The 13076-nt window shown below is 64.1% G+C and carries 14 protein-coding genes and 1 tRNA gene; 9 read left to right on the top strand and 6 right to left on the bottom strand.

All coding sequences use genetic code 11. The features are described from left to right. Positions 1-8: 8 nt before the first annotated feature. Entirely contained in the window at positions 9-848 is an 840-nt protein-coding gene (locus ACSJJT_RS04205; RefSeq protein WP_435917377.1) for a hypothetical protein, read from the top strand. Here the strand turns inward: ACSJJT_RS04205 and serC are convergent. Further along, positions 845-1963, bottom strand: a complete 1119-nt coding sequence (serC, locus tag ACSJJT_RS04200) for a phosphoserine transaminase (protein ID WP_435917132.1) — start codon at positions 1961-1963, stop codon at positions 845-847. The genes ACSJJT_RS04205 and serC overlap by 4 nt on opposite strands. Positions 1964-2059: 96 nt before the next feature. Between serC and ACSJJT_RS04195 the strand changes: the two genes are divergently transcribed. The 5 genes from ACSJJT_RS04195 to ACSJJT_RS04175 all read left to right on the top strand — a co-directional run bounded on the left by ACSJJT_RS04195 (position 2060) and on the right by ACSJJT_RS04175 (position 7425). Next, complete coding sequence (locus ACSJJT_RS04195) at positions 2060-3190, top strand: N-acetylglucosamine-6-phosphate deacetylase (protein ID WP_435917131.1); 1131 nt, start codon at positions 2060-2062, stop codon at positions 3188-3190. Between the two features lie 127 nt (positions 3191-3317). Continuing rightward, a complete protein-coding gene (locus ACSJJT_RS04190) occupies positions 3318-4040 on the top strand; it encodes a metal-dependent transcriptional regulator (protein WP_435917130.1) in 723 nt (240 codons plus the stop codon). A gap of 20 nt (positions 4041-4060) precedes the next feature. After that, positions 4061-5140, top strand: a complete 1080-nt coding sequence (locus tag ACSJJT_RS04185) for a hypothetical protein (protein WP_435917129.1) — start codon at positions 4061-4063, stop codon at positions 5138-5140. Between the two features lie 108 nt (positions 5141-5248). After that, complete coding sequence (gene trxA, locus ACSJJT_RS04180; protein ID WP_435917376.1) at positions 5249-5632, top strand: thioredoxin; 384 nt, start codon at positions 5249-5251, stop codon at positions 5630-5632. A 176-nt stretch (positions 5633-5808) separates the two neighbouring features. Continuing rightward, on the top strand, positions 5809-7425 hold the full coding sequence (locus ACSJJT_RS04175) for an MFS transporter (protein ID WP_435917128.1): 1617 nt from the start codon (positions 5809-5811) through the stop codon (positions 7423-7425). A 3-nt stretch (positions 7426-7428) separates the two neighbouring features. Here the strand turns inward: ACSJJT_RS04175 and ACSJJT_RS04170 are convergent. Next, a tRNA-Arg gene (locus tag ACSJJT_RS04170) sits at positions 7429-7501 on the bottom strand. A gap of 154 nt (positions 7502-7655) precedes the next feature. On the opposite strand from ACSJJT_RS04170, the gene ACSJJT_RS04165 reads away from it, so the two are divergent. Then, positions 7656-9050, top strand: a complete 1395-nt coding sequence (locus ACSJJT_RS04165) for a UTP--glucose-1-phosphate uridylyltransferase (RefSeq protein WP_435917127.1) — start codon at positions 7656-7658, stop codon at positions 9048-9050. After that, a complete protein-coding gene (locus ACSJJT_RS04160; RefSeq protein WP_435917126.1) occupies positions 9047-9418 on the top strand; it encodes a hypothetical protein in 372 nt (123 codons plus the stop codon). Before ACSJJT_RS04165 ends, ACSJJT_RS04160 begins: the two co-directional genes overlap by 4 nt. Before the next feature lie 6 nt (positions 9419-9424). On the opposite strand, the gene mscL is transcribed toward ACSJJT_RS04160, so the two are convergent. From mscL to ACSJJT_RS04140, 4 genes are all read right to left on the bottom strand, one after another. After that, the gene (mscL, locus tag ACSJJT_RS04155) at positions 9425-9793 is read right to left on the bottom strand and encodes a large conductance mechanosensitive channel protein MscL (protein WP_435917125.1); all 369 of its coding nucleotides are present in this window, start codon (positions 9791-9793) and stop codon (positions 9425-9427) included. A 111-nt stretch (positions 9794-9904) separates the two neighbouring features. Beyond that, entirely contained in the window at positions 9905-10564 is a 660-nt protein-coding gene (locus ACSJJT_RS04150) for an SAF domain-containing protein (protein ID WP_435917124.1), read from the bottom strand. A 94-nt stretch (positions 10565-10658) separates the two neighbouring features. Then, positions 10659-10961, bottom strand: a complete 303-nt coding sequence (locus ACSJJT_RS04145) for an FmdB family zinc ribbon protein (RefSeq protein WP_435917123.1) — start codon at positions 10959-10961, stop codon at positions 10659-10661. Positions 10962-11044: 83 nt separating this feature from the next. Beyond that, on the bottom strand, positions 11045-11665 hold the full coding sequence (locus ACSJJT_RS04140) for a 5-formyltetrahydrofolate cyclo-ligase (RefSeq protein WP_435917122.1): 621 nt from the start codon (positions 11663-11665) through the stop codon (positions 11045-11047). A 70-nt stretch (positions 11666-11735) separates the two neighbouring features. On the opposite strand from ACSJJT_RS04140, the gene ACSJJT_RS04135 reads away from it, so the two are divergent. Continuing rightward, on the top strand, positions 11736-13043 hold the full coding sequence (locus ACSJJT_RS04135; RefSeq protein ID WP_435917121.1) for a MoeA family protein: 1308 nt from the start codon (positions 11736-11738) through the stop codon (positions 13041-13043). Positions 13044-13076: the final 33 nt, after the last annotated feature.

Raw genomic sequence — 13076 nt, 5'->3', positions numbered from 1 at the left:
CGGTGGGCATGGCCGCCGACCTCGACAACGACTGGTACTGGGTCACCGATGGTTCTCCGTCGACGGTCCGCTCCCTGCTTGCCCTCGACAAGACGGGTAAGCAGGTCCATCGGGTGAAGTGGGACCCGGCCTTCCACGACGTGGAGGCGATGTCATGGGCCAATGGAGTCCTCTATGTCGCCGACATCGGTGACGAGAAGGCCACGCGTCGCGGCATCCGAGTGATGTCTCCCACCGCGACGGCCGCCAGTCAATCCACCTACTACGAGTGGATGTTCACCTACCCTGACGGCGCCCACGACGCCAAGGCCTTGGCAGTCAGCCCGAAGGGGACCTTCTACATCATCACTGACGGCCCCCACCCGGCGATCTACCGTGGCGGCCCGCAGGTCAGCCGCACGGAGTCCAACCCCCTGGAAAAGGTGGCCGACGCCCCCGCTGGGGTCAAGGACGCCACCTTCCTGCCGGACGGGTCACGGATGGCCATGCTGACCGACCATGAGGTTCGCGTCGTTGACGCCTACTCCTGGAAGACGGTTGCCAACGCGGCGTTCTCGGGTGGGCAGGCCATCACCACCGACACCACTCAGAAGACCTTGGAGGTCGCGACCTCGGGCAGCAAGGTACAGGGAATTGACTTCCCGACGAAGCTGACTTCGATCTCGCCGACCCCCTCGTTGACTCCGAGTTCCAGGGCAGGGGCAACTCAGGCCACCGGAAAGCCCACCTCCAAGGCGCGCTCGGGCACCCTCATCGCGGTGTTGGGAGCGGTCGCGGTGGCGCTGTGCGCCGGCATCGTGACCTTCCTGCACGACCGCTCCCAGGACACCACCTGGCGACACCGTTAGTCGCGGTGCTCCAGGAGCCAATCCAGGCAGGCCGTCAACGCCTCGATGTCGCCCGGCTCGATCGAGCTGAAGGTGGCCACCCGAATCTGGTTGCGGCCCAGTTTGCGATAGGGCTCGATGTCGAGGATCCCGTTCTCGCGGGCGCGGGCACACAGCCGGACGGCGTCGACGGACTCGTCGATGTCGATCGTCACCACCACCGGGCTGCGCAGCGCCGGATCGGTGACGAACGGGGCCGTCAGCGGGTTGTCCTCCGCCCAGCGGTAGAGGATCCCCGAGGTCGACGTGGTGCGGGATGCCGCCCACGTCATGCCGCCCTTGTCCAGCAGCCAGCGGCACTGCGCCTCCAACATGACGAGGGTGGCCAGCGCAGGAGTGTTGAGGGTCTGATCAGCCCGGGAATTCTTCACCGCGACGCTGAGATCGAGCATCTGCGGTACCCAGCGGGCCGAGCCAGTCAGTCGTTCCGAGCGTTCGATCGCTGCTGGTGACAGAATTGCGAGCCACAATCCGCCGTCCGAGGACAGGTTCTTCTGCGGTGAGAAGTAGTAGGCGTCGGTCTGCGCCACGTCTGCAGCAACTCCTCCGGCGGCTGACGTGGCATCGATGAGAACCAGGGAATCCTGGTCAATCTCATCCGGTCGACGGACCGGGGCGATGACCCCGGTGGAGGTCTCGTTGTGAGCCCACGCATATGCATCGATCTCTCCGAGGGCTTGCGGCAGGGCAAGCTTGCCGGGCGGGGCCTGGAAAACTGCCGGATCAGCGAGGAAGGGGGCCCTCTGCAGAGCAGAGGAGAACTTCTTCGTGAACTCGCCATAAACGCCAGTTGCGGCGCGCTTCCCCACCAGGCAGACGGTCGCCATGTCCCAGAAGAGGGTGGCTCCGCCGTTGCCGAGGGCAACCTCGTGTCCGACCGGAAGGTCGTAGAGGGTGGAGAGCTCCTCGCGGATCGCGGCGACCACATGGCGAACAGGTGGTTGGCGATGGGACGTACCCATCACCGATCCCGGCTCGGACAGACTGGCCACCACCTCCCGTCGGATCCGGGACGGGCCACACCCGAAACGGGGGTCCGAGGGCAGGAGGTCACTGGGAATCCTTGGCTCAGCCATGCTCTGATCCTCGCAGATCCTGGGCCGGACGAAGCCCGAGTTCACGCTGTGGCCATGTGACAGTATGTGGAAAAACCCGCTGCCAAGGAGGCATCGATGATCAGCCGTATTGCTTCACACCACGTTGTCGCCCGTGACGGAAGTGAGTCACCGGCAACGATCACCGTCGAGGCCGGACGCATCATCAAGGTCGGCGAGGGCATCGATCCGCAGGCTGAGCTCGTCGACGAGTGGATCCTGCCCGGTTACGTCGACACCCACTGCCACGGTGGCGCCGGTGCTGACTTCACCGATCCTGATCGCGACGCCGCACTGCGGGCCGTCCACTACCACCGTAGTCAGGGCTCGACCACCCTGTTCGCCTCCACCGTGACCGCTGCCATTGGCGACGTCGTCGACCAGATCGGGCGACTCCGCCAGCTCATGGACGACGACGAGATCGCCGGCATCCACCTCGAGGGGCCTTTCCTCGCCGAATCGCGCAAGGGAGCCCACGCCGTCGAGCTCTTGTGTGATCCCGACCCGGCGTCGGTGGACCGACTCATCACAGTAGGCGGGTCTGCTCTCAAAATGGTGACGATCGCCCCGGAGCGCGAGCACGGCTTGGAGGCCGTCGCCACCTTCACCAAGGCCGGGGTGCACGCCGCCATCGGTCACACCGAGTGCGACAACATCACTGCCAGCGCTGCCGTCGACGCTGGATCTGACGTCATGACACATCTGTTCAACGCGATGCCGTCCATCCATCACCGCAAGCCCGGTCCAGTTCCGCCGATGCTCACTGACTCGCGTGTGGTCTGCGAGCTCATCTGTGACGGTGTGCACCTGGCGCCCGACGTCATTCGGATGGCCATCTTGGCTGCCGGACCGCAGCGCATCGCCCTGGTCACCGACGCCATGAGTGCCACCGGTCAGCCTGACGGCGATTACATCCTGGGCAGGTTGCCGGTGAAGGTCGTGGATGGTCGCGCCCGACTGCTGGCCGCCGACGGTTCGCTGGGAGCGATCGCAGGATCCACTCTGACGATGGGCCGCGCGGTCGAGTTCGTCACTGCTGTCGTGGGCCTGCCGCTGGGCCAAGTCGCCGTCATGGCAGCCACCACACCGGCCGAACTCCACGGTTTGAACGAGGTCGGCGTCCTGGAGGAGGGGCACTGGGCTGACATGTGCCTCACCGACGAGAAGGGCCATCTGGTTCGCGTCATCCGTCGCGGTGAGTCCGTCTGACGGTCATCGCAGGTACTTGAGCACTAAACTTCATGACGGGAGGTCACTCGGGCGTGAGCAATGACGCCCCGACCGTTTTGTCAGACAGCCTGTCCGGTGGGCAGGTGGCCAGCGACGCCCCTCGGCTGTGAGGGCGGGGAAGAGGTGCACCGTGAGCAGTGAGCTCGTTGATACCACGGAGATGTATCTGAGGACTCTCTACGAGCTGCTCGAGGAGGGTGTCGAACTGCGCCGAGCTCGTATCGTCGAGCGATTGCACCAGTCGGGCCCCACCGTCTCCCAGACCGTGGCTCGTATGGAACGTGACGGTCTTGTGGTCGTCGGGGCGAACCGCTCGATTTCATTGACGCAGGAGGGCCATGACGTGGCCGAGACGGTGATGCGCAAACATCGTCTGGCTGAGTGCCTGCTCACCGAGGTCATTGGTCTTCGACCCGACTTGGTCCATGACGAGGCGTGCCGTTGGGAGCACGTCATCTCCGGTGAGGTTGAGAAGCATCTCACCGAGATCCTCGACAACCCTGATGTCTCTCCGTACGGTTGCCCCCTTCCTCCCGAGCAGATCGGTCGTCGCCCGGACGACTCCGCGCGTTTCCGCGACGACTCCAAGCCCCTTGACGAGATCATTGCCGAGGCCGGTTGCCCGGTCAGCGTGACCGTCACCCGGTTGTCGGAGTTCTTCCAGGCCACCGAGGGTAATCTCACCGACACCTACGCCGCTGGTTTGCTGCCGGGCAGGAGCATTGAGGTCGACGATGATGCCGACGGCATCCGCTTGACGGGTCCGGACGGTTCGGTCGTCGTCGATCCCGAGGTCCTTTCCGGTCTGTTCGTCGTCCAGAACTGCTGAATCGCGGTGACGATGCCGCGATGAGTGTGCCCCAGACCCTGTGGCCCAGTCAGCTGCCAGATCTGAACCAGATCGTCACGCTCTGTGAGGCGGGTTGGTATGACACCGCCGATTCCATGTTGCGGATGGCGCGGGCGTCCGAATGCGACGATCCCCACCTGGTGCAGGCTGCTGCGGTGACGGCGGTGGCCCGCAGGGTCCTGGCCCTTGATGCCGAGGACTTCGAGGAGATCGGGGATCCTCTGCCTGCTGACCTGCGGTCCCGGCTCACTGACGCGGGTTTTCCGCATCATCCGCGGGCAACTGTGAGGGGAGCACTGGGAGACCTGGTGCCCCTCTACGAGCTCATGCTCGAGGTCCTCGACATCCGAATGCACCGTGAGGAGCCCCAGCAGGTTGTCGTGACCTGCCACATCCTGGGGGAGTACCTGGGCCAGCTGGCCTGGCAGCCGGTGCTCAGAGACGGCGGGGACCCGCTCACCCTGCCCGGTAAGGTGGGGGAGAAGTGGGGAGGCGACGGTCAGGATTGCGCCCACACCTCGGCCATGAATGCAACGGCTCGACGCAGCCTCCATGCTGCTCAGGGTGACCAGGAGGGTTACACCTCGTACCTGGACAAGTTCCATTCCAGGTTGGGCGAAGCCTTGGGTGTATGCGCGATGAACCACGCCACTATTGATGTCGGTGAGCGTCCGGACGTCGGTATCACCTGTCCGCACCCGTGCCAGTGGGTGCTCGCCGGTACATCGGAGGAACGCCGGGCCTTGGACTCCCGGGTGCGTCTGGCCCGTATTTTTCAGGAATCCGGTCTGGTGGCCCTGCGCCATCATGCCCCGGTGGGTCACTTCTTCGGGGTGCCGTCGGGCAGCGAGATCGGCAATGCCTGGGTGACGACCTGGAACAAGCTCAACGAGCAGTGGGCGGACGGGTCCAACCCAATGCTGGACCCCGCGGCTCCCGGCTACGACGTCAACGTCTCCGACGAGGCATTGCCGGGATTGTCCCGTGTGGTGTCGGTCATTGCCGCGCGGCCCGTGCGTGCCGGTCACCTGCTGCGTGATCTGGGAGCGACGGCGATTGCCGAGTTGAAAGGCGCGTGACATCCAGGTGAATACGGATTGGCACATTGGGAATACACCAGCACCTGACGCTGTTGCATCACACATGGGCCGAGGCGCCACGGCGTTGCGGTCGACCGAACCCAAGCAATTACCGGGAGGTACAACGTGGCTACCGTCGCATTGACCAAGGACAACTTCTCCTCGACCGTCGACTCCAACGATGTCGTCCTCATCGACTTCTGGGCATCTTGGTGCGGACCGTGCCAGCGCTTCTCGCCCATCTACGAGGACGCCAGCGAGCGTCACACCGACGTGACCTTCGCCAAGGTCGACACCGAGGACCAGCAAGAGCTGTCCGCCGGTCTGGAAATCACCTCCATCCCGACGATCATGGCCTTCCGCGCCGGGTACCTCGTCTTCCGTCAGTCCGGCCTGCTGCAGGGCCGTCAGCTCGACGAGCTCATCGAGAAGGTCAAGGGGATCGACGTCGAGGATCTCAAGAAGCAGGCTGAGACCCAGAAGCAGGGCTGACATCGGGGTTTCTCATTCCCGCCACTGTGTGCGGGTACGGGGGCCGACGACAGGATGGTAACGTCCTGCCGTCGGCCTTCTTCGTGTCATACGTGATTGAGTTATGGCTGCCGGTCGGGTCGCGGTGCCGAGCCCAGTGGTGCGTCGGTGCGACATCCCGTTCATAGGAGCTGTCCGTGACATCGAGAGCCGAGGTCGCCGAGCTCGTCGAAACGACGCAACCGGCAGGCCCGAAGCGCCGTGTCGGTGTGGTGGCGGCAGTTGCCACCCTGGGCTCCCTGCTCTTCGGCTATGACACCGGAGTCATCTCTGGCGCGCTACCCTTCATGTACCTGCCACATGCTGCTGGCGGCCTGGCCCTGACGGTGGGCCATGAAGGCGCCATCGGGGGAACACTCACCCTTGGTGCGGCCTTCGGCGGGCTCGTAGGCGGCATGATGAGCGATCGCTGGGGACGCCGGCACAACCTGCTGACCCTCGCCGTCCTGTTCATCACTGGTGCCCTCGGCACAGCCGTGGCTCCCAGTATGTGGGTGATGTATCCCTTCCGGGTGGTGCTCGGCTTTGCCGTGGGTGCGGCCTCGGCAACGGTGCCGGTCTATCTGTCGGAGACCTCTCCGAAGCGGATGCGTGGTCGCATCGTCGCTCTTGACCAGTTCATGATCGTCTTCGGTCAGCTGCTGGCCTTTTCCGTCAATGCCGCCATTTCTGCGGCACACGGCGGCCCGAGCCTGACGGTGACCGCCGACCCGTCCGGTCGGCTCGATCCCGGAACCTACTCCTGGGACAAGCTGCAGGCCCTGACGACGTCCCACGGCGGGACGATGAGTGACGAGGCATTCCATGCCTTCCTCGCCCAGCTGTCGGTGTCCGCTGGATCCGGCGGTGCATGGCGCTGGATGCTCGTGGTCTGCACCCTGCCGGCCATCGCTTTGTGGATCGGCATGAGGAAGATGCCCGAGTCGGCTCGCTGGCACCTCAGCCATGGTCAGCTCAGCGAGGCGATCGCCTGCCTCAAGCAGGTTCGCGAGGAGGGGGTCGACGAACCGCTCGTTGACGAGATCACCGAGATGGTCGAGCTCCACGGTGCGGGCGGCAGGCTCACTCATCGTCAGCAATGGGCCCTTGTCGTGGAGTTGCGCTGGACCCGACGGCTGCTGCTGGTGGGGATCTTCCTCGCCGCAGTCAACCAGACCACTGGCGTCAACACCGTCATGTACTACGCGCCGAAGGTACTGGAATTCGCCGGTATGAGCACCCAGGCCTCGATCATCGCCCAGGTGGCCAACGGCGTCATGTCCGTCATCGGCGCCGGCGCTGGCCTGTGGCTCATCGAGCGGTTCGATCGTCGTCACCTACTGATCTTCGACGTGACCGCCGTCGGTGTCTGTCTGCTCGGCATCGCTGCCACCTTTGGATTCGCGACCGCTCCCCAGATGGGCACGGGAGTGCCGAAGTGGGCACCCATCCTCGTGCTCGTTCTCATGAGCTTGTTCATGCTCATCGTGCAGTCCACCAACGGCACGGTGGTGTGGACCATGCTCGGCGAGATGTTCCCGACCCGGATGCGTGGAGCCATGAATGGTGCCGCGGTCTTCTGTGGCTGGTTGGCCAACGCGACGATCACCTGGACCTTCCCGGTCATGCTGGCAGACTTGGGAGGTGCCGGAACCTACCTCACCTACGGCATTGCCAACCTCGTCATCGCGCTCATCCTGGTGAAGGTGATGCCGGAGACGAGGGGACGCTCATTGGAGGAGATCGAGGTCGACATGAAACGGCGTTACGCCTGAGGGCGGCCCCGATAGGATTCGAACCTACGGCACATGGTTTAGGAAACCACTGCTCTATCCCCTGAGCTACGGGGCCCTGCCCACAAAGGGCCACACCAGCCTAGTCCGGTGTGGTGGGAAGGGCCAACCTCACCCACCAACCCCGACCACATCGGGGTGGCATGCTCCACCGTGCCGGTGGAGCCTCCTCGATAGACTGGTGACGTCTGTCTACCAGCAAGGGAGCAACAATGAGCGAAGAAGGACTTGAAGCTGCGCGCCGGAAGATGGCCGAGGCACGTGTCGATCCCGTCGCCATTGATGTCTTCACCTCCTACTATCACCAGCTCGAGACCGGTGACACCGGGCTCATCCGCGAGGACACCATCTCCCCGATGACTGATCCGCCGATGCTCGACGACGTCGAGGTCAGTGAGGAGCAGGCCGCCGAGGCGCTCGACAAGACCGTCATCATCAAGCTCAACGGTGGCCTGGGAACCTCGATGGGTCTGGACCGCGCGAAGTCCCTGCTCGAGGTGCGAGACGGGAAGTCCTTCCTCGACATCATCGCCACTCAGGTGCTGTCGGCTCGCAAGCAGTTCGGCGCCCGTTTGCCGCTGATGTTCATGAATTCCTTCAGCACTCGTGAGGACACCCTCAAGGTTCTTGAGAAGTACCCGGATCTGGCTGTCAAGGGATTGGACCTGGACTTTCTGCAAAATCAGGAGCCCAAGCTCGACGCCGAGACTCTCACCCCGGTCGAGTGGGAGAAGGACCCCTCCCTGGAGTGGTGCCCGCCGGGTCACGGGGACCTCTACACCGCCCTGTTCGGATCCGGTGTGCTCGACAAGCTGTTGGACGCTGGGTTCACGTACGCCTCGGTGTCCAACGGCGACAACCTGGGGGCGGTTCCCGACGGTCGTCTGGCCGGCTGGTTCGCCGCCTCGGGCGCCCCGTACGCCGCCGAGTTGTGCCATCGCACCATCAACGACAAGAAGGGTGGCCACCTGGCCGTACGCAAGTCCGACGGTCAGCTCATCCTGCGCGACACCGCCCAGACCGCCGATGAGGAGATGGAGTACTTCACCGACGAGAACCGTCATCCCTACTTCCACACCAATAACTTGTGGTTCGACCTCGAGGCCCTCAAGAAGGTCCTCGACGAGCGTCACGGCGTGATGGGTCTGCAGATCATCCGCAACGACAAGACCGTCGACCCAAAGGATTCCTCCTCAACCCCGGTCATTCAGATCGAGTCCGCCATGGGTGGTGCCATCGAGGTCTTCGAGGGCGCCACCTGCATCTGCGTGGATCGCTCCCGGTTCCTGCCGGTCAAGACGACCAATGAGCTGCTGCTGCTGCGCTCCGACGTGTACGACCTTGATGATTCCGCTCACCTGGTCAAGATGACTGACGACACCTGCGCCATCGACCTTGACAAGGAGTTCTACAAGAAGGTCAGTGACTTCAACGATCGCATCCCGGAGCCGCCGTCGCTGCGCAAGGCCACCTCTCTCACGGTCAGGGGAGACTGGACCTTCGGGTCGGGGGTCGTCGTCGAGACAGATGCCACCCTCAGCACCGAGAGGCCTCAGAGGATCCCTGACGGCACCGTGCTCACCGGCGAGCGTTCAGGTCAGAAGTGACATCTGATCAGCAATGTTGGGAGGCGGTGGCCGCGGCCCTCACCGGACAGCGGCTTACCGCCCCTGACGGGCCAGGTTGGGAGGCCGCCGACCTGGTGGATTGGCTGGCCGAGCAGGGCTGGCCGGCCTCACGACTGACGCAGCGGCGAGCTGAATGTCAACAGACCGGACGCTCGTGGCCCGACTCGCTCCCCGACGACCTGGCCTCCGGACTTGAGTTCGCCCGCTATGGAGCGGTGCTCGCCCAGACGCGTCGGATAGCCGGGCTGGACGGGTTGAGCTCGACAGTGCATCGCGGTGCGGTGGTCATCGGGCCTGACGAGGCTCGTCTGTTGTCCGAACGACCACCACACAGCGTGTTGCACTGAGTCAGGTCACTGAATCGGACGGGAGCGCAGCTCATCGCGGATCTCGATGAGGAGATCGGCGATGGTGGGGGCAGCCGCCGGCTCCTCCTCGGTGTGGTTGAGTTTCTTCGTTGCGATCTCCACGGGCTTGATGAGCCCGAAGTAGATGACGAAGGACATCACGAAGAAGGAGATGACGTCGGTGATGAAGGCACCGACATGAACCCCGCCCGGGACCCAACCGGAGAAGTTCGGGGTGCCCCCGACCTTGCCGAATAGATCCATGATGACCGCGGTGAATGACTTGACGACGGTGGAGAACGCGCCGCCAAGGATGAATGCCACAGCGAGCTCAATGAGGTTGCCGCGCATCAGGAAGTCCTTGAATCCCTTCACGGGTCTCCTTTCGAGTTGGTACTGCCCCGATGTTCTCGGGCCCGTTGAGAACCGTAACGGGACATCAGAGGTGCGGCTAATACCGTTTCCGCTGTTTCGCCAGATGCGAACTCACTCCACAACCAGTCCCAAGGGCTGCCCCTGGCCAGCCACAGCGATCGCCGCGGCATCGGCCGATCCAGTAGACACCACCACCAATTCCGTGGACGGGGAACCTTGTGCGAGTCCACCGCCGCTGGTGGGCAGGCTACGGATGATTGCGCCACGGGTGAGGATGTGCGGTGTTCCGTCCTCGCTAGGTGAGACGACAGATACCCGTTGGCCTACCTGCAGCATGCCGACCATTGACGAGTCGGCGAGATGAATCCCCACCAAGGCTTTTCCGGTTCCGACGCTGGAGCCGGACAGCACGGCTGATGCCGTCAGGATCGTTCCCTCAGTGATACGAGCTGATGCTTGGCGACCCTCCACCTGCGCGAGGGTCGCTGTTTCATGCGGTAGGACGGCAGGATCCATTCGGACGCTACGTAGGTCGGAACGTTGAATGGTGCGTCCGCCCTCGATGGGATGGGCGGCAACGATGACCTCTCGACCGGAAGTTGTCATGGCCTTTCCGGGGGAGGCCACGAGCAACACGGCCAGTGCGGCGAGAAGGGCCGCCAATCCGCGTCGATGACGGACGACGAGGACATGCAGACGCCGTCGCGCGGTGGTCTTGTGCTTACGGGTCGATTCTCGAGGGGCCTGGGAGTTTTTCGATGTCAGTCTCACACCCACAGTTATCGCCGAAGGAGACGACATCGTTCAGTTGTCCACAGGGCAGTTTTCGTCCACAGGAGGTTCTCGCCCTGCCAGGACCCGTCACTCAGGATGCGTTGTCGGAGGTCTTCGTCGTCGAGGAGGATGACGAGGACGACGTCGACTCGGATTTCGTCGAGGAAGAATCGGAGGAGGACGAACTCCCGGCAGTGGCCGCCGTGGAGCCTGCCTTGGTGTGATTGTCGGTGGAGTAGAAGCCCGACCCCTTGAAGACCACTCCCACCGCGCTGAAGACCTTGCGCAGCTCGCCCTCACAGGTGGGGCAGACAGTCAGCGAGGGGTCGCTGAACTTCTGCACGACCTCGAGGTCACGGTCGCAGTCGTTGCATCGGTATTGGTAGGTGGGCATGATCTCCTCGTTCCGGCCCGATCGGTGTCAGGCGCCTGTCGAATGATAGGCGCGCTGTCGGGTACCAGGAAATTCCGCGTCGTTCACTGGCCCAACAGGTGCAGGCCAGTGGGAGCGAGAGCAGCGGTGATCGGCTCGTCCCATGGATCATGGGGAACCTCGTCGACGATTTCGTCATCATTGACGACCGCCCACACCGGAACCCCAGGGGCTCGCTGGGGGAGGACACGGTCGTACCAGCCGCCTCCCACGCCGACCCGGTAGCCCGTCCGGTCGACCAACAAGGCCGAACACAGCACAACCTCGGCCTCGGCGATGGCCGAGTCCGGCAACACAGCAGCGACCGGCTCGGGAATCTCCCACAGTCCGGTACGCACGTTCATACCGTCGTACCACGCCCACGCTGGTTCATGCAGGGAGTGACCGTGGCCGTCGGTCAACACTGGAGCCAGGACTTGTTTTCCCATCATGACGAGGGTGTCGGCCAGTCCCACGGTGTCCGGTTCATCCCCACGAGACAGGTAGAGGGCGACCTTGTGGGCCCACAGCAGCCGACTCATGGCGTGCTCGGTGCGGCGGTCGTCCCTGCTGATCCTGGTTTGGTGGTCCACGGCTGCCCGGCGGGCCTGGCAGCGCCGTCGGAGCTCCTCCTTGCCGAGCCGAGGATCAGAGGGGTCCTCACTGGCGGGGCTGTGGTGCGTCATCACTCCCTCATGCTACGCCCTGGCCGAGTCGCTGCCGGGCAGACCGCGCCATGACCTCTAGGGTGATGCCATGGCCTTGTTCCACAGGAAGAAGCAGATCGATGCCCCGGAGCCCGAGGAGGAACCTCTCGGCCTTCCGGGAGCGCCCGAGACGGACATGTCCGGGCGTCGGTCAATCGTCGATCATCGCGACTACTTGTGCAGCCTCGTCCAGGCCGTTCCACCAGTCGCCATGGATGTGCCGCGGGCTGTGGGGCTGGCGGTGTGTGAGGACATCCACGCACCTCATGACGTGCCCGTGGTGACGACGGCTGTCATTGACGGTTATGCCCTCGATTCTGCGTCCACCAAGATGGCAGGGCGTTCCGGCTCCGTGGAGATCCAGATCGATCGTCGCCCTCCCACTCCAGTCACCCCGGGCACCGCTGTGCGCGTCATGGCTGGGTCGCTGTTGCCAGAGGGTACCGACTGCGTCCTCCCACCGGACCTGCTCGACGCCGATGGCGACATCGTGCTGTTCTCTCCGGTCAAGAGGTGGGCTGGAGCTCGTCTCGCAGGGTCGGACTACGGAACAGGCGAGGTCCTGGTACGCAATGGGACGATCCTGCATCCCGGAATCATCTCAATGCTGGCCTCAGCCGGTATCGACGAGGTGTTCGTCCGACCGCGTCCCAAGGTCGTCATCGTGGCGGTACGAGCTGATGAGGGCCAGCGTGAGGAGATCGAGAGGCGAGCCCGCGCCAATGGCGCCGAAGAGATTGCCTCCCTTGATGCCACGGCTGCAGCTATCGAATCCGCCACCCGCGCCCTCGACGCCGACGTCACCGTCATCTCCACCAACACCTCGTGCGACAGTGAGTTGACACGGCTGCTGTCCGATGCCGTACGCGGTGCGGACCTCGTCCTGGCCACCAGCGATCGCATGGTCGTTGGTCAGCAGGACGCCGTCTCGTCGGTACTGCCACGAATGGGGGGTACTGACTTCGCCAGGGTGGCGATGGAGCCGGGGGCCAATCAGGAATTCGCCCTCATCGACCCGAGCTTGGTCCCCCTAGTCGTCCTGCCAGCAGGCCCCGGGCCAGCTCTCATCTCGTTCATGGCCTTTGTGCAACCTCTGCTGCGCAAGCTGTCAGGCCTGCCGCCGGCTGATGTATTCAAGGCCGAGACGGATCGGCCGATTGCCCGTCACCCGGACTCCACGACCTTCGTCCCGGTGCGCCTGGCTCGAGTCGGAGGTCGTCCGGTCCTCTCACGAGCGGGAATGGGTGACGTCACCCACGCCGTCGACCTGTCGATGGCTGACGCAATCGCCGTCGTCGGGGCGGGCGATGAGCCGGTTCCGACCGGTATGCCACTGGTGTGCTGGTGGTTGAGGTGACGGCATGACCTCATCTCGTCTGCCGTGGGGAGT

This window comes from Cutibacterium nasicola (genome assembly GCF_051303185.1).
Taxonomy (GTDB): Bacteria; Actinomycetota; Actinomycetes; order Propionibacteriales; family Propionibacteriaceae; genus Cutibacterium.
The sequence above is the reverse complement of the archived record's forward strand: the minus strand, read 5'-3'. Positions and strand labels throughout refer to the sequence as shown.

Excerpts from the sequence above, each read along its gene's own strand:
- serC (WP_435917132.1), bottom strand. The coding sequence starts at position 1,963 with ATGGCTGAGCCAAGGATTCCCAGTGACCTCCTGCCCTCGGACCCCCGT.
- ACSJJT_RS04185 (WP_435917129.1), top strand. The coding sequence starts at position 4,061 with ATGAGTGTGCCCCAGACCCTGTGGCCCAGTCAGCTGCCAGATCTGAAC.
- ACSJJT_RS04205 (WP_435917377.1), top strand. The coding sequence starts at position 9 with ATGGCCGCCGACCTCGACAACGACTGGTACTGGGTCACCGATGGTTCT.
- ACSJJT_RS04135 (WP_435917121.1), top strand. The coding sequence starts at position 11,736 with ATGGCCTTGTTCCACAGGAAGAAGCAGATCGATGCCCCGGAGCCCGAG.
- ACSJJT_RS04195 (WP_435917131.1), top strand. The coding sequence starts at position 2,060 with ATGATCAGCCGTATTGCTTCACACCACGTTGTCGCCCGTGACGGAAGT.
- ACSJJT_RS04145 (WP_435917123.1), bottom strand. The coding sequence starts at position 10,961 with ATGCCCACCTACCAATACCGATGCAACGACTGCGACCGTGACCTCGAG.
- ACSJJT_RS04165 (WP_435917127.1), top strand. The coding sequence starts at position 7,656 with ATGAGCGAAGAAGGACTTGAAGCTGCGCGCCGGAAGATGGCCGAGGCA.
- ACSJJT_RS04140 (WP_435917122.1), bottom strand. The coding sequence starts at position 11,665 with ATGACGCACCACAGCCCCGCCAGTGAGGACCCCTCTGATCCTCGGCTC.